This window comes from Amycolatopsis eburnea, from assembly GCF_003937945.1.
In the GTDB taxonomy this organism is placed as follows: domain Bacteria; phylum Actinomycetota; class Actinomycetes; order Mycobacteriales; family Pseudonocardiaceae; genus Amycolatopsis; species Amycolatopsis eburnea.
The window spans coordinates 956611-970708 of record NZ_RSEC01000036.1 but is presented as its reverse complement, the minus strand read 5'-3'; the positions used below and the strand labels follow the sequence as shown (position 1 = coordinate 970708).

15 protein-coding genes are annotated in these 14098 nt (G+C 69.8%); 7 read left to right on the top strand and 8 right to left on the bottom strand.

The annotated features are described in order from the left end of the window. Positions 1 to 23 precede the first annotated feature (23 nt). Positions 24 to 1643 (bottom strand): alpha/beta hydrolase, encoded by a 1620-nt coding sequence (locus EIY87_RS17305; protein WP_125309143.1) that lies wholly within the window; start codon positions 1641 to 1643, stop codon positions 24 to 26. 188 nt (positions 1644 to 1831) lie between these two features. On the opposite strand from EIY87_RS17305, the gene EIY87_RS17300 reads away from it, so the two are divergent. Continuing rightward, positions 1832 to 2104 carry a DUF3311 domain-containing protein gene (locus EIY87_RS17300; RefSeq protein ID WP_125309141.1) on the top strand — a complete coding sequence of 91 codons (273 nt, stop codon included), beginning with the start codon at positions 1832 to 1834 and terminating at the stop codon, positions 2102 to 2104. After that, on the top strand, positions 2101 to 3744 hold the full coding sequence (gene mctP / locus EIY87_RS17295) for a monocarboxylate uptake permease MctP (RefSeq protein WP_125309139.1): 1644 nt from the start codon (positions 2101 to 2103) through the stop codon (positions 3742 to 3744). Before EIY87_RS17300 ends, mctP begins: the two co-directional genes overlap by 4 nt. On the opposite strand, the gene EIY87_RS17290 is transcribed toward mctP, so the two are convergent. Further along, positions 3741 to 4343 carry a hypothetical protein gene (locus EIY87_RS17290; protein ID WP_125309137.1) on the bottom strand — a complete coding sequence of 201 codons (603 nt, stop codon included), beginning with the start codon at positions 4341 to 4343 and terminating at the stop codon, positions 3741 to 3743. The genes mctP and EIY87_RS17290 overlap by 4 nt on opposite strands. Positions 4344 to 4375: 32 nt before the next feature. Between EIY87_RS17290 and EIY87_RS17285 the strand changes: the two genes are divergently transcribed. Next, positions 4376 to 4951, top strand: coding sequence for a peroxidase-related enzyme (locus EIY87_RS17285; protein WP_125309135.1), 576 nt, complete (start codon positions 4376 to 4378; stop codon positions 4949 to 4951). On the opposite strand, the gene EIY87_RS17280 is transcribed toward EIY87_RS17285, so the two are convergent. The 3 genes from EIY87_RS17280 to EIY87_RS17275 all read right to left on the bottom strand — a co-directional run bounded on the left by EIY87_RS17280 (position 4948) and on the right by EIY87_RS17275 (position 7633). Continuing rightward, complete coding sequence (locus tag EIY87_RS17280; RefSeq protein ID WP_125309133.1) at positions 4948 to 5862, bottom strand: bifunctional helix-turn-helix transcriptional regulator/GNAT family N-acetyltransferase; 915 nt, start codon at positions 5860 to 5862, stop codon at positions 4948 to 4950. The two genes, EIY87_RS17285 and EIY87_RS17280, sit on opposite strands and share 4 nt — an antisense overlap. Positions 5863 to 6054: 192 nt before the next feature. Then, the gene (locus EIY87_RS48055; RefSeq protein ID WP_163046719.1) at positions 6055 to 6204 is read right to left on the bottom strand and encodes a hypothetical protein; all 150 of its coding nucleotides are present in this window, start codon (positions 6202 to 6204) and stop codon (positions 6055 to 6057) included. Between the two features lie 238 nt (positions 6205 to 6442). Continuing rightward, positions 6443 to 7633, bottom strand: coding sequence for an ATP-binding protein (locus tag EIY87_RS17275; RefSeq protein WP_125309131.1), 1191 nt, complete (start codon positions 7631 to 7633; stop codon positions 6443 to 6445). A 69-nt stretch (positions 7634 to 7702) separates the two neighbouring features. Between EIY87_RS17275 and EIY87_RS17270 the strand changes: the two genes are divergently transcribed. Then, positions 7703 to 8251, top strand: a complete 549-nt coding sequence (locus EIY87_RS17270; protein WP_225439909.1) for a hypothetical protein — start codon at positions 7703 to 7705, stop codon at positions 8249 to 8251. Between the two features lie 59 nt (positions 8252 to 8310). Here the strand turns inward: EIY87_RS17270 and EIY87_RS17265 are convergent, their stop codons facing one another. Continuing rightward, positions 8311 to 9045 carry a MerR family transcriptional regulator gene (locus EIY87_RS17265; RefSeq protein ID WP_125309129.1) on the bottom strand — a complete coding sequence of 245 codons (735 nt, stop codon included), beginning with the start codon at positions 9043 to 9045 and terminating at the stop codon, positions 8311 to 8313. A gap of 170 nt (positions 9046 to 9215) precedes the next feature. On the opposite strand from EIY87_RS17265, the gene EIY87_RS17260 reads away from it, so the two are divergent. Further along, on the top strand, positions 9216 to 9761 hold the full coding sequence (locus tag EIY87_RS17260; RefSeq protein ID WP_125309127.1) for a DoxX family protein: 546 nt from the start codon (positions 9216 to 9218) through the stop codon (positions 9759 to 9761). Positions 9762 to 9830: 69 nt separating this feature from the next. On the opposite strand, the gene EIY87_RS17255 is transcribed toward EIY87_RS17260, so the two are convergent. Beyond that, a complete protein-coding gene (locus EIY87_RS17255; protein ID WP_125309125.1) occupies positions 9831 to 11135 on the bottom strand; it encodes an acetyl-CoA C-acetyltransferase in 1305 nt (434 codons plus the stop codon). 92 nt (positions 11136 to 11227) lie between these two features. Between EIY87_RS17255 and EIY87_RS17250 the strand changes: the two genes are divergently transcribed. After that, the gene (locus EIY87_RS17250; RefSeq protein ID WP_125309123.1) at positions 11228 to 12562 is read left to right on the top strand and encodes a 3-oxoacyl-ACP reductase; all 1335 of its coding nucleotides are present in this window, start codon (positions 11228 to 11230) and stop codon (positions 12560 to 12562) included. A gap of 1 nt (position 12563) precedes the next feature. Then, positions 12564 to 13397, top strand: a complete 834-nt coding sequence (locus EIY87_RS17245; protein ID WP_125309121.1) for a MaoC family dehydratase — start codon at positions 12564 to 12566, stop codon at positions 13395 to 13397. Here EIY87_RS17245 and EIY87_RS17240 read toward each other — a convergent pair. Continuing rightward, the gene (locus tag EIY87_RS17240) at positions 13389 to 14045 is read right to left on the bottom strand and encodes a TetR/AcrR family transcriptional regulator (protein WP_086670992.1); all 657 of its coding nucleotides are present in this window, start codon (positions 14043 to 14045) and stop codon (positions 13389 to 13391) included. The two genes, EIY87_RS17245 and EIY87_RS17240, sit on opposite strands and share 9 nt — an antisense overlap. Positions 14046 to 14098 lie beyond the last annotated feature (53 nt).

Sequence of the window (14098 nt, the reverse complement as noted above, 5' to 3'; positions counted from 1 at the left end):
GGCTCCCACTACACCTTGTGGCGTCAGGCCCCCGGAGGCACCGGAAGTGCCACGCCGGGCAGGCTCTGGTCGTTCGGCACGACGCCGTCGACCAGGTAGGCCTCCACGACCTTGTCCACACCCGCGTTGCCGCCGGCGTAGATGCCGTGGTCACCCTCGCCGGTGATCGTCAGCATCCGCGAACCCGCGAACGCCTTGTGCGCGCGCCGCGCGCCCTCGATCGGCGTCGCCGGGTCGTGCTCCGACTCGACGATCAGCACCGGCGGGACACCCTTGCCGTCCAGCACCGGGAGCGGCGCCGGCTGCTTCTTCCAGAACAGGCACGGCTGGATGAACCAGCCGGCGCCCAGGAGCGGCAGCTGCTTGTCGATCAGCCGCTGCGAGTCCTTGATGGCGCTGTTGACCGTGCCGGTCCACGGGCCCTCGTTGCACGGGATGGTCCAGAAGCTGGCGTCGTAGGCGTCGCCGTCGGTCGGGACCATCAGCGGCTGGGCGCCGGAGGTCTCGGTGCTCTTGTCGGCGGCCTTGACCTTCTGCGCGGCCGACGTCTTGGCCTGCGCGGACGCGGTGCCCTGGGTCAGCGTGCGGACGCTGACCAGGTAGTCGGCCAGGCCCGGGAAGGCGCGCTTCGAGTAGATGCTCGACGCGATGAAGGAGTCCAGGCCGTTGGCCGAGACGGTCGAGCCGTCGGGCAGGGTGACCGCGCCCTGGGTCAGGGCGTAGCGGACCTGCTCGTAGGTCTGGCGGGCCGCTTCACCGGTGGTGCCGAAGTGGTAGAGCTTGTCGTACTTCGCCATCCACGGGAGGAAGTCCTGCCGCCAGCGGCGCTCGAAGCCGAGCGGCTGCCAGTCGAACGACTTCTGCCAGGTCGTGGTGAACTCCGTGGCCGAGTCGAGGACGAACCGGCCGGTGCGCGTCGGGTAGGCCTGCGCGTAGTGCGCGCCCATCCAGGTGCCCGCCGAGTAGCCGACCCAGTTGATCTTGTCGCGGCCGAGCAGCACGCGCAGCAGGTCGATGTCCTTGACCGTCTGGTCGGTGTTGATCAGCGGGCCCAGCTCGCCGGACTTCTGCTGGCAGGACAGCGCCGCGTACTTCGTCGCCGCGACGATCAGGTTCAGGTTCTGCCGGTCGCGGTCACGCGGGTCGAGGTCCGAGCCGGTGCCGATGGCGCCGCCGCACGTGATGTTCGTGCTCTTGCCGGTGCCGCGCGGGTCGAAGCCGACGATCTCCTGGTGCTCGCGCAGCTTCGGCTGGTTGCGCAGGCGGGCCGGGAAGTTCCGGCCGGGCGCGCCAGGGCCGCCGGGGTTGGTGACGACGCTGGCGGTCGCGTCCTTGGTCGCCTTGAGGCGGCTGACGGCGATGGTCAGGTCGATCTGGGCGTTGGCCTGGTACCAGTTGCGCGGCGTCTTGTAGGTCGCGCACTCCATGTCCTCGGCGCCGGCGGGCGGGGCCGTCGGCAGCTCGGAAGGAACGGCGCACTTGTGCCAGTCGAGCTTCTGGTTCGCGTACTGCGGCGGGATGTTCGTGGAGTTCAGCGGCTGCTTGCCGGCCGCCGCCCCCTGGCCCGCGAAGGCCGGCGTGAACCCGGCCAGCAGGGTGCCGGCGATCGCCGGGATCACCACCGCGTAGCGGAGTCGTGTCATACGGTTGCCCCTTTTTGGCTTTTCACGTGCGGAGTCCGGCTATTGATATAGGGCGGGCCGGGGCGGGGCAACCGACGTTGGTCGGCAACGGGGACCGCGGCGATCAAATCGATATCGGACAGACGTGACTCGCTGTCACCCAGGTTCTAAGGTCAGGCGGTCGGTTACGGGAGTGTTAGGTGAGGTCGATGTCGACTGTGAAGCACGACGGGAAGGGGCGCGGGTTCAACCCGTGGAACCTCCTTCTGATCGTCCCGCTGCTCGTCCTGGTCACGCCGCTGTTCAACGTGGACGGTCCGCGGCTGTTCGGGATGCCGTTCTTCTACTGGTTCCAGTTCCTCATGGTCGCGGTCGGGGTGCTGTCCACCTGGATCGTCTACCTGATGACGCGGGACAAGCCCACCACGGACGCCCCCGACCGGCTGAGCGTCGACGACCTGGACGAGGGGGACGCTCGATGAGCAACCTGCAGTGGCCCGAGCTGATCATCTTCACGGTCCTCTTCGCACTGGTCACCGTGCTCGGCTTCATGGCGTCGCGCTGGCAGCGCGGCGGCGCGCTGGACCACCTCGACGAATGGGGCCTCGGCGGCCGCAAGTTCGGCTCGTGGATCACGTGGTTCCTGCTCGGCGGTGACCTCTACACGGCGTACACCTTCGTCGCGGTGCCCGCGCTGGTCTTCAGCGCCGGCGCGCTGGGCCTTTACGCGCTGCCGTACACGATCGTCGTCTACCCGATCGTGCTGCTCCCGGCGCTGCGGATGTGGTCGGTCTCGCGGGTCCGCGGCTACGTGACCCCGGCCGACTTCGTGCGCGGCCGCTTCGGTTCGCCGATCCTCGCGCTGCTGGTGGCGATCACCGGCATCGTCGCGACCATGCCGTACATCGCGCTGCAGCTGGTCGGCCTCGAAGCCGTGCTGCGGACGATGGGCATCAACGGCTCCGGCATCGTCGGCCACCTGCCGCTGCTGGTCGCCTTCGTCATCCTGGCCTTCTACACCTACCAGTCCGGCTTGCGGGCGCCCGCGCTGATCGCGTTCGTCAAGGACATCCTGATCTACGTCGTGATCCTGGTGGCGATCATCTACCTGCCCTCGAAGCTGGGCGGCTGGTCGCACATCTTCGACACCGCGGTGGCCAAGTTCGACAAGACCCCGTCCAAGGCCGACGGCGTCCTGCTGAACACCAACAACCAGCTCCAGTACGCCACCCTGGCGCTGGGCTCGGCCCTCGCGCTGTTCCTGTACCCGCACTCGCTGACCAGCGTGCTGGCCTCGCGCGGCCGCAGCGTGATCAAGCGGAACATGGTCGCGCTGCCGGCGTACTCGCTGGTGCTCGGCCTGCTGGCGCTGCTCGGGTACGTCGCGATCACGGCGGGCGTCAAGCCGCTGACGAACGCGGCGACCGGCAAGGCGGACGGCAACACGATCGTCCCGGTCCTGTTCGACAGCACCTTCTCGTCGTGGTTCGCCGGTATCGCGTTCGCCGCGATCGGCATCGGCGCGCTGGTGCCGGCGGCGATCATGTCGATCGCCGCGGCGAACCTGTGGACCCGCAACATCTACAAGGAGTACATCCGCAAGAACGCGACGCCGCAGGAAGAAGCGAAGCAGGCGAAGCTCGCTTCGCTGGTCGTCAAGCTCGGCGCGGTGGCCGTGATCATCCTGATCGACCCGCAGTTCTCGATCGACCTCCAGCTCATCGGCGGCGTGCTGATCCTGCAGACGCTCCCCGCCGTGGCGCTCGCGCTGTACACGCGCTGGTTCCACCGCTGGGGCCTGATCGCGGGCTGGGTCGTCGGCATCGGCTGGGGCCTGATCATGCTGTACGGCATCCCGAACCCGGCCAACGGCAAGCTCCACTTCGGCGGGTCGGCGCTGCCGCTGGGCAACATGTCGATCTTCGGCTGGCACCCGTTCGCGGGCTCCCAGGTCCAGATCTACGTCGGCTTCGTCGCCCTGATCGCGAACCTGGTGGTCGCGGCGATCGTCACGGTGATCGCCCGGCAGCTGAAGGTGTTCAACGGCACCGACGACACCAACCCCGAGGACTACCAGGCCGACGAGCACGACAAGGACCTGCGCCCGATCGGTGTCCACTAAGTCCACTGAGGACGGATGGCCGCCCGCGAAACGAGGTAGAGCACCACGCCGTTGAGCAGGTGCCAGAGGAAGTGCGTGCCGGCCGGGACGTAGTCGCACACGTCCCGGTCGAGCGTGCGCAGGCTCAGCGAGAGCGCGAAAACCGCTCCCGCGACGGCGAAGTGCGTCCAGGCGGCGTCGCGTTTCAGGGCCAGCAACGCGGCGAAGGCGAACAGCCCGATCAGCGGGGTGAGGTAGAGCCCGCCGCCCAGCAGCGCGGTGACCACGGTCAGCGCGAGGAACCCGGGCGCGGCGACCCACCCCCACCGCGGGCTCCAGTACTCGCGCGCGAACACCACCGCGTACACCAGCACGAAAACGAGGATGGCTCCCGAGTCCGCGACGGCCGCCCACCGCGTCGCGAGCAGGTGGAAGACGCTGCTGGCGACGAAAACCAGCCCGATCAACCCGGCGAGCAGCCGCCCGGTCCGGTCCCCCTTGGCCAGCCGCCACACGAGCACGGCGGCGACGAGGAACGCCAGGTTGCTCAGACTGTTGAGCGGTTCTCCCCAGAGCCCGGGCGCGACGCGTTCGCAGTACCCGTCGACGTAGTCCGTCACGGGACCAGCCAACCACGGCTAGCGTGAAGCCCATGAGCGATTCGGTGAGCCGGTTCCCGGTGGTGGACCTCGAAGACCTGCCCGACGACCTGCGCGAGCGCGTCGGCGTCATCGCGGAGAAGTCGGGCTTCGTGCCCAACATCTTCCGCGCCCTCGGCCACCGGCCCGCCGAGCTGCGCGCGTTCCTCGACTACCACGACGCCCTCATGGAACGCTCCGGCGGACTCACCAAGGCCGAGCGCGAGCTGGTCGTCGTCGCCACCTCCGGCGCCAACCACTGCACGTACTGCGTCGTCGCGCACGGCGCCATCCTGCGCATCCGCGCGAAGGACCCCGAGCTGGCCGACCGCGTGTCGAGCAACCCGTGGCAGGTGGAGCTGGACGAACGCGGCCGCGCGATCGTCGACCTGGCCCTGGCGCTCGCCCAGGACTCCGCGCTGTTCGGCGAGGGCGACCTCGAAGCCGCGCGCAACTCGGGCCTGACCGACGACGAGATTTGGGACGTCGGCGCGATCACGGCGTTGTTCGCGATGTCGAACCGCCTCGCCCACCTGACCGCGCTGCGCCCGAACCCCGAGTTCTTCCTGCTGGGCCGCGTGCCCCGCTAGAACTCCAGGCGCCAGGTCTCGTCGGTCAGCTTCGGGCCCCAGTCGTCGAACTCCGCTTCGGCGACCAGCTGGAACCCGGCCGCGCGGTAGATCGAGCGCGCGGCCGTCAGGATCGACACCGTCGACAGCTCCATCGCCCGGTAGCCGTGCGAGCGTGCGAACTCCACGCACTCCGTCACCAGCCGCTTGCCGACGCCGTGCCCGCGCGCTGCCGGTTCGAGCAGCAGCAGCCGCAGCTTCGCCGTGTCCTCGGCCGCGCGCGTGCACGCGATGCCGCCGACGCGCTCGCCGTCCAGCTCGGCGATCCAGAACGCTTGCCCCGGGTCGTCGCGGGTGTCGACGAAGTCCGCGACGATCCGCGCGACGAGTCCCTCGAAGCGGTCGTCGAAGCCGTACTCCCGGCCGTACAACGCGCCGTGACGTTCCACCACCCAGCCGAGGTCACCCGGTCGTGGTGGACGCAGGACGAGCACCGGGTCGCGGCGGCGGTCGCCGACCAGGTCGCCGATCGTGCGCATCGCGGCCAGCAGGCGCTCCTGGTCTTCGTCGGCGAACCGGCGGAGCAGGCCGCCGATCTGCTCGGTCGAGCGCTGGTTGAGCACGGCGAACGCGTCGCGGCCCGCAGCGGTCGGGCGCACGAGCTGGCGGCGGGCGTCTTCCTCGGAGCGTTCGCGTTCGATCAGCCCGCGCGATTCGAGGCGGGCGAGCAGCCTGCTCGCGTAGCCGGCGTCGAGGTCGAGACGTTTCCGCAGGTCGGTGACCGGCACCGGGTCCTGGTGGGCGAGCTCGAAGAGCACCCGGGCTTCCGGCAGCGAGTACTCGGCGTCGGCCGGGCCTTCGTCGAGCACGCCGATGACTCCGGTGTAGAGCCGGTTGAAGGCCCGGACCGCGGCCACCCGATCGTCGTTCATTGACCACCTCAACAAGTTCGTTGACGAAGTCAAAGGTTATCGGAAAATGGGAAACCCCGCGATGCTGCCAGGTCGGGGGTCCGCCAGCATCACGGGGTCGTAGTGGGTATCGACGGCACTTAGCGCGTCGTTACACCTTGAGCACTATGTGGCATAGGTCACTCGAATGGGCGACCGCCACGGGGTGAGAGATCAGCGCATGTAGCCCGAGCGAGCCTGCGCGATCGCGATGAGTTCCTGACGGACCGTCGCGGTCGCGGCGGTGTCGATCGCCCGGTTCAGCGCCCGGCGAGTGCGAGTCTCGGCGCGACGGGCACGGAGCTTGGCGGCGATGTTGTTCATCGGTTTCTGCATCCCCTTCGGAGGGTCTCGGTGGCTTGTGCCTCTAGTATGCGCCTTTTTTCACAAGGAATCCAACGAATATCCGGTGATGTGGCGCACTTGCCGATGAATCATCGGCCAACTTGGGTATGGGCCGGAGAGATCGAGGGTGGCCGTGGTCACGGCGGAGCAATCCGATACGCGTCTCTAAAGCTCTCTAGCTGCTGCGCTAGAAAGCTTCAGAAACGCGGATAGCGGGTCAGTCGCGGCCGAGCAGGTAGTGGCCGAAGTGCGGCACGGTGAAGGCGATCTGGCCCCGCTCGGCGGAGTAGACCAGGCCTTTCTTCATCAGGCTGTCGCGCGCGGGCGACAGCGAGGACGGCTTCCGCCCGAGGAACACGGCGACGTCGGCGGTGCCGGCCGGCTCGTCGCGCCCCTGCGTCAGCTCGGCCATCGCCTGCAGGTACTCCCGCTCGGCGGGCGTCGCGCGTTCGTACCGCGAGCCGAAGAAGCCGACCGCCAGCTCCGACTCCGCCTCGGGTGCCGCGACCTGGACGTCCTTGACCGTGATCGGGTCGGACGGCGCCGCGTCCCATGCCGCCTTGCCGTAGGCCTGGATGAAGTAGGGGTAGCCGCCGGACGCGTCGAAGAGCGCGTCGAGCGCTTCCGGCTCGATGCCGGCGTCCTCGCGCTCGATCGGCGCCATCACGGCGTAGTCGGCGTCCTCGCGGCTGAGCCGGTCGATGCGGGCGTACCGGAAGAGGCGTTCGGAGTAGGACTTGGACGCGGACAGCACCGCGGGCACGTGCGGCAGCCCGGCGCCGACGACCACGAGCGGCGCCCCGGACTGCGAAAGCTCGTGGCAGGCCGCGCACAACGCCGAGACGTCGTCGGGCTGCAGGTCCTGGATCTCGTCGATGAGCAGCGCGACCCCGGTGCCGACGTCCGCGGCCAGCTCGGCGACGTCGGTGAAGAGCTCGACGAGGTCGATCTCGATGTCCCCGGAGTCGGCCCGCCCCTGCGCGGCGGGCACGTCGATGCCCGGCTGCCACCGGTCACGCAGCTTCGCGTCGGCCTTGTTGGCCCGCAGGGCGAACGCCTTGAGCACCCCGAGCACCTCTTCGACCCGGTCCGGCGCTCGGTGCCGCACGGCGAGGTCCCGGATGGCCCGGTGCAACGCGGCGGAAAGCGGCCGGCGCAGCTCGGCGTCCGGCCGCGCCTCGATCTTGCCCGCCCCCCACTTGTGCCGCACGGCCATCGCGCGCAGCTCCCCGAGCAGCACGGTCTTGCCGACGCCTCGCAGCCCGGTGAGCACGAGACTGCGTTCGGGTCTCCCCCGCGCAACGCGCTCCAGCACCACCTCGAACGCCTTGAGCTCACGCTCGCGCCCGGCCAGCTCCGGCGGCCGCTGCCCGGCGCCCGGTGCGAAGGGGTTGCGGATGGGGTCCACTCTGCCACGCTATCGGCGTATCTAGCGCGGACCCGATATTCCGCCATAGACGGCTAGCGCGTGTCGCCGATGTTCGACCAGTCGGCCCAGCGGCTGTGCCAGAGTGATGAAGTGGCCGCAGCGGAAGGCTGGCGCCGGTTCGAGCTCGGCGCCACGGTGACCGGCACGGTTTCGTTGATCCCGCGGCCGGGTGCCATCGGCATCCTCGTGGACGTGGACGGGGTGCAGGGCTTCGTGGACGTCCTGAGCTTGCCGCGGCAGGTGGAATCGTGGCCGGCGGTCGGCACCACGACGACCTTCGAAGTGCTCACCCGCAGGCCGGGACAGATCCGTCTCTGGCCGCTCGACCCCGCGTTCCGCGACGGGTCATTCGACAACGGGGTATCGGCAGAAGAGTGGCTGGCGCGAAAGGCGCGTTACCCGGTCGGCACGCTCCTGACGGCGGTGGTGAGCGACGCCTACGTCTCGGACGGCTCGTACACCGTCCGGTACGTGGGCGGCTGGTCGCGCCTCGAAGAGGACGGTGAGCTGCCCGAAGTCGGCAGCACTGCCGGCTACGAGGTGGTCCGCCACCTCGACACGACCCGGCGCACCCTGCTCCGTCCTGCGGGTACATAGAGACGAACAGGTCTGCAGCCCTGCTCGTCCCTACCCCCAGCGCGCACTACGACGCGGCATCACTCGCTGAGGTTCCGCTCCGCGTAGATCTTCATCGCGTCCCGGACGAACTCCGCCGTCGCGCCTTCCAGCCCGTACCGCGGGTCGTCCACGTACAGCTGCCCCAGGCCCGCGAAGTACCCCGCGGACACCGACGAAACCGCCGGTCGCAGCCACGCGTGCAGCCGGCCCGTGATCGCCTGGACCTCGTCCGCGTCCGGGGTCAGCCCGGCCGAGCAAGCCGCGCCGAACGCGGCCCAGATGTCCCGCTGCTCCTGCTGGTGCGCCTGCTTCTCCGCCGCGGACAACGAACTCCACCACTGGTCACCACGCCGGTAGGCGTCGGCGCCCCAGCGCGACGTGACCTCTTCCTCGTACTTCGTGTGGTCGAAGCCGTCGAAAACCTCTTCTGCCATCAGTCGTTCACCTCCCTTCAGTTTCCGGAGCGTCGTGCGGACGGACTCGATCTGCCGCCCGATCCGCCGCTGCTCCTGTTCGAGCAGCTCCAGGTGGGTCTCGAGCGCCGCGGCGCTGTCGCGTTGCCCGTCGAGCACCTCCGCGATCGCCGGGAGCCCGAGGCCCAGTTCGCGCAGCAACAGGATCCGCTGCAGCCGGACGAGCGCGCGCTCGTCGTAGTAGCGGTAGCCGTTGCCGCCGATCCGGCTGGGCTCGAGCAGGCCGACCGCGCCGTAGTGGCGCAGCGTCCGGCTCGTGGTCCCCGCCGAGCGGGCGATGTCCTGGATCGACCACTCCATGGCTTCGACGATAGAAGTTGACGCTGCGTCAAGGTCAACCATCGGATTCTCTAGCGCTTTCTAGCGTCAGGACGATACTTCGCCAGAAAGCCCGATGAGGATTCGGGCACGGGCCGAGCGGGCACCCAGGCGGTAGGTTCGACCAGGCAGCGGCCCGTACGAGGAAGGCAATGACCGTGATACTCCGTCGAGTGGCTCGTCCCCTGCTCGCCACGATCTTCGTGACGGGCGGGATCAATGCGCTGAGGCAGGCCGAGGGCCACGCCAAGGCGGCGGAACCGTTCCTCAACAACGCCTTGGACAAGTTCGGCGACGTCCTCCCGGAGCAGGTTCCGCGCGACCCGGTGACGCTCGTCCGGATCGACGCCGCCGTGAAGGTCGGCGCCGGTCTCGCGCTCGCGTCGGGGAAGGCGCCGCGGCTCGCGGCCGGGCTGCTCCTCGGCAGCCTCGTGCCGACGACGCTCGCGGCGCACAGCTTCTGGGCCATCAAGGACCCGGGCGAGCGCCAGCAGCAGCAGATCCAGTTCTTCAAGAACGCGAGCCTGGCCGGTGGCCTCCTGCTCGCGGTCGGCGACACGCACGGCAAGCCGTCGGCGGCCTGGCGCGCGCGTCACGCCGCGAAGGACGTCGGCGCCGCGGCCGGCAAGCTGAGCCGCAAGGCCGAGAAGCGCGCCAACAAGCTCGCGAAGCGCGCCCAGAAGGCGCTTCCGAACTGACCTGAAGTGCCGTCAAGGCCACCTTACGGGCGTCAGACGCCCGTAAGGTGGCCTTAACGGCATGCTGGACTACTTCTCCAGGATCGCGGTGACGCCCTGGCCGCCGGCCGCGCAGATGGAGATCAGGCCGCGGCCCGACCCCTTCTCGTGCAGCAGCTTCGCCAGCGTCGCGACGATCCGGCCGCCGGTCGCGGCGAACGGGTGCCCGGCCGCCAGCGACGAGCCGTTGACGTTCAGCTTCGCCCGGTCGATCGCGCCCAGCGGCGCGTCCAGTTCCAGCTTCTCCTTGGCGAACGCCGGGTCCTCCCACGCCTTGAGCGTGGCCAGCACCTGCGACGCGAACGCTTCGTGGATCTCGTAGAAGTCGAAGTCCTGCAGCGTCAGCCCGGCCTTCGCGAGCATTCGCGGCACGGCGTACGCGGGCGCCATCAGCAGGCCCTCTTCGCCGTGGACGTAGTCGACGGCCGCGGTCTGCGAGAACGTCAGGTACGCCTGCACCGGCAGCTTGTGCGCCTTCGCCCACTCCTCGGTGGCGAGCAGGACCGTCGACGCGCCGTCGGTCAACGGCGTCGAGTTGCCCGCCGTCATCGTGCCGTCCGGGCCGCCGAACGCCGGCTTCAGCTTGGCCAGCTTCTCCGCGGTCGAGTCCGGGCGCAGGTTCTGGTCGCGCGCGAGCTTGAGGAACGGCGTCACGAGGTCGTCGAAGAACCCGCGGTCGTAGGCCGCGGCGAGGTGCTGGTGGCTGGCCGCGGCCAGTTCGTCCTGCGCCTCGCGGGTGATCTCCCAGACCTTCGCGGTCAGGGCCGCGTGCTCGCCCATCGAGAGGCCGGTGCGCGGTTCGGAGTTGCGCGGGATGGCCGGGACGATGTGCCCGGGCCGGATCTTCGCGACGAGCTTGAGCCGGTCGCCGAGCGTCTTCGCGCTGTTGAGCTGGATGAGGATCTGCCGGAGGTCCTCGTTGACGGCCAGCGGCGCGTCGCTCGTGGTGTCGACGCCGCCCGCGATGGCCGAGTCGATCTGGCCGAGCGCGATCTTGTTGGCGACGTTGACGATCGCCTGCAGTCCGGTGCCGCACGCCATCTGGACGTCGGCGGCGGGCGTCGCGGGCGAAAGCTTGCTGCCGAGCACGCTCTCGCGCGCCAGGTTGAAGTCCTTCGAGTGCTTGAGCACCGCGCCGGCCGCGACCTCGCCGATCACCTCGCCCTGCAGGGAGAAGCGGCTGACCAGACCGTCGATGGCGGCGGTGAGCATGTCCTGGTTCGACGCCTTCGCGTACGGGCCGTTCGACCTCGCGAAGGGGATCCGGTTGCCCCCGATGATCGCGACCTTGCGCACGGCAGGCGCCTGCTTTGGTTGCTTCGGCTTCGGCGGCATGAACTCACCTCTCTGGTCGTGTCTCTCACACTGTAACCTACTGGGGAGTAGGTTAGACTGCGACGTGACGCAGACTGCACGGGAGGCAACCGATGGCTGACAGGTACCAGCAGTTCACGAAAACCCCGTTGGGGAAGTTCGTGGTGCCGAAGCTCGGCCTGCCCAACCCCGCCACGCTGCGCCGGTACAAGCCCGGGCAACCCGCCCTCGAGGGTCCCGCACTTCTCGGCGCGGCGCCCGGCGGACGGCTGGAGAAGACCCTGCGCGACCAGCTCGCCGACGCGGGCATCGAGGTCATCACGTCGGCGGCCGACCGGCACGCGGCGCTCGTCTTCGACGCCACCGGCGTCACCGAGCCCGCCCGCCTGCGCGAGGTCTACGACTTCTTCCACCCGGTGATCCGCAGCGTCGGCCCGTCCGGCCGCGTCGTCGTCCTGGGCACGCCGCCGGAGCAGGTCGAAGGCCGCGAGCGGATCGCGCAGCGCGCGCTCGAAGGCTTCGTGCGTTCGGTCGGCAAGGAGCTGAAGCGCGGCGCGACCGCCCAGCTCGTGTACGTCGCGGAAGGCGCCGAAGAGGCGACGGAGTCGACGTTGCGCTTCCTGCTCTCGGCGAAGTCCGCGTTCGTCGACGCGCAGGTCATCCGGATCGGTGCCGAGGGCAAGACGGCTTCCGCGCCCGCGAACTGGGAGAAGCCGCTGGACGGCAAGGTCGCGCTGGTCACGGGCGCGTCCCGCGGCATCGGCGCGGCGATCGCCGAGGTGCTGGCCCGCGACGGCGCGCACGTCGTCGCGCTCGACATCCCCGCGCAGGGCGGCGACCTCTCGAAGGTCGCGAACAAGGTCGGCGGGTCGGCGCTGCAGCTCGACATCACCTCGCCGAGCGCGCCCGCGAAGCTCGCGGAGTACCTGAAGGAGCGCCACGGCGGCGTCGACGTCGTCGTCCACAACGCGGGGATTACCCGCGACAAGACGCTGGGCAACATGAGCGAGAGCGCGTGGGACTCGGTCATCGCGGTGAACCTCGCCTCGCAGCTCGCGGTGAACGACAAGCTGCTCGGCGACAAGGTGCTGAACGAGAACGGCCGCATCATCGGTGTCTCGTCGATCGCGGGCATCGCCGGCAACGTCGGCCAGACGAACTACGCGACGTCCAAGGCGGGCGTGATCGGCATGGTCAACGTCGGCGCGCCGCAGCTCGCGGCGTACGGCGGCACGATCAACGCCGTCGCGCCCGGCTTCATCGAGACCAAGATGACGGCGGCGGTCCCGCTGTTCATCCGCGAGGCCGGGCGCCGGCTGTCCAGCCTCGGCCAGGGCGGGCTGCCGGTCGACGTCGCCGAGACGATCGCCTGGTATGCGAACCCGGCGTCGTCGGCGGTCAACGGCAACGTGGTCCGCGTCTGCGGCCAGGCGCTGCTGGGGGCCTGACGTGGCGATCCGCGAACTCGACAGCACCCCGAGCCTGGCCACGCTCTACCCGAAGGCGCTGCTCGGCTTTCGCAAAGCGGGCTCAGCGCTGCCCGACACCGAGCTGGTCCGCACGGGCGTCGTGGTCGACCCGGCGCACCTCGCCGCGTACAACGCGGTCTGCGGCTTCCGGCTGAGCGACGAGCTGCCGGCGACGTACCCGCACATGCTGGCGTTCCCGCTGCAGATGGCGCTGATGACCGAGCCGGCGTTCCCGTTCCCGCTGCTCGGCATGGTGCACGTGGCGAACCGGATCACCCAGCACCGGCCGTTGCGCCTGGCCGAGCCCCTGACGATCCGCGTGCGCGCGGAGAACCTGCGCCCGCACGAGAAGGGCCGCCAGTTCGACGTCATCAGCGAAGCTTGGGCCGGCGACGACCTGGTCTGGAGCGACGTCAGCACGTACCTGCGCCGCGGCTCGGGGTCCGGTTCAGGTGGTCGCCGCGAGCAGCTGGCGCCCCCGACGCCGGACGCGATCTGGCGCGTCCCGGGCGACATTGGCCGCCGCTACGCGGAGGTCTCCGGCGACCGCAACCCGATCCACCTGCACCCGCTGACGGCCCGCCTGTTCGGCTTCCCGAAGGCGATCGCTCACGGGATGTGGACCAAGGCCCACGCACTGGCGGCGTTCGAGGGCAGGCTGCCGGCGGCGTTCACGGTGGACGTCCGCTTCAAGCAGCCGGTGCTGCTGCCGGCCAAGGTGGGCTTCACGTCGTGGGCCGATGGTGATGGCTGGGCGTTCGAGCTGTGGGGCAGGTCGAAGCCGCACCTGGACGGCACGATCACCTCACTCTGAGGGCTTCCAGACCTCGCCCTCGATGAGGTCGTTGAAGCCGAGCCAGACGAGGTTCATCAGCCACGACGCCAGGACGCCGTCGGAGATGTCGGGGTGGTCGAGGGCCCAGTCGGCCAGCGACTCGGCCGCCCCGACCAGCGCCGCGGACAGGCCCTCACCGGAGAACTCGGCCTGCTCGCCGACGCCCTTGCGGGTGCCGGCGGACACGACGAGCGCGGCGACCAGCTGGATCGCCCGCGCCCGCATGTCGGTGATCTCGGCGGCGAAGGCCCCGCCGACGGTCAGGGCCTGGCGGTGCAGGACCGTCCACGACTCGCGGTACTCGGCGACGAAGCGGTAGAAGGACCGAAGGCCGTGCCAGAGCTGCATGTCCGGCGGCAGATCGGGCTGGACGCCGGCCTGGATGGCCTCGAGCAGCCGCGTCGCCTCGCGGCGGATGCACGCGCCGAAGAGGTCCTCCTTGGAGCCGAGGTAGGTGTAGATCATCGGCTTCGAGACGCCGGCGACGTCGGAGATCTCGTCCATCGACGCCGCGTGGTAGCCGTGGCGCGAGAAGACCTGGACGGCCGCGTCCAGGATCTGCCGCTCGCGCACGGCGCGCGGCAGCCGCCTGGCCCGTTCGGGCGGACGCTGATCATCCTCTGACACGCTGGACCTCCTCGTTGCTGCCCGGAGACGGTACCGGTCGTGCCCACGGGAGG

Excerpts from the sequence above, each read along its gene's own strand:
- EIY87_RS17265 (WP_125309129.1), bottom strand. The coding sequence starts at position 9,045 with ATGGAGTGGTCGATCCAGGACATCGCCCGCTCGGCGGGGACCACGAGC.
- EIY87_RS17280 (WP_125309133.1), bottom strand. The coding sequence starts at position 5,862 with ATGAACGACGATCGGGTGGCCGCGGTCCGGGCCTTCAACCGGCTCTAC.
- EIY87_RS17255 (WP_125309125.1), bottom strand. The coding sequence starts at position 11,135 with ATGCCGCCGAAGCCGAAGCAACCAAAGCAGGCGCCTGCCGTGCGCAAG.
- EIY87_RS17250 (WP_125309123.1), top strand. The coding sequence starts at position 11,228 with ATGGCTGACAGGTACCAGCAGTTCACGAAAACCCCGTTGGGGAAGTTC.
- EIY87_RS48055 (WP_163046719.1), bottom strand. The coding sequence starts at position 6,204 with ATGAACAACATCGCCGCCAAGCTCCGTGCCCGTCGCGCCGAGACTCGC.
- EIY87_RS17300 (WP_125309141.1), top strand. The coding sequence starts at position 1,832 with ATGTCGACTGTGAAGCACGACGGGAAGGGGCGCGGGTTCAACCCGTGG.
- EIY87_RS17270 (WP_225439909.1), top strand. The coding sequence starts at position 7,703 with ATGTTCGACCAGTCGGCCCAGCGGCTGTGCCAGAGTGATGAAGTGGCC.
- mctP (WP_125309139.1), top strand. The coding sequence starts at position 2,101 with ATGAGCAACCTGCAGTGGCCCGAGCTGATCATCTTCACGGTCCTCTTC.
- EIY87_RS17260 (WP_125309127.1), top strand. The coding sequence starts at position 9,216 with ATGACCGTGATACTCCGTCGAGTGGCTCGTCCCCTGCTCGCCACGATC.
- EIY87_RS17285 (WP_125309135.1), top strand. The coding sequence starts at position 4,376 with ATGAGCGATTCGGTGAGCCGGTTCCCGGTGGTGGACCTCGAAGACCTG.
- EIY87_RS17305 (WP_125309143.1), bottom strand. The coding sequence starts at position 1,643 with ATGACACGACTCCGCTACGCGGTGGTGATCCCGGCGATCGCCGGCACC.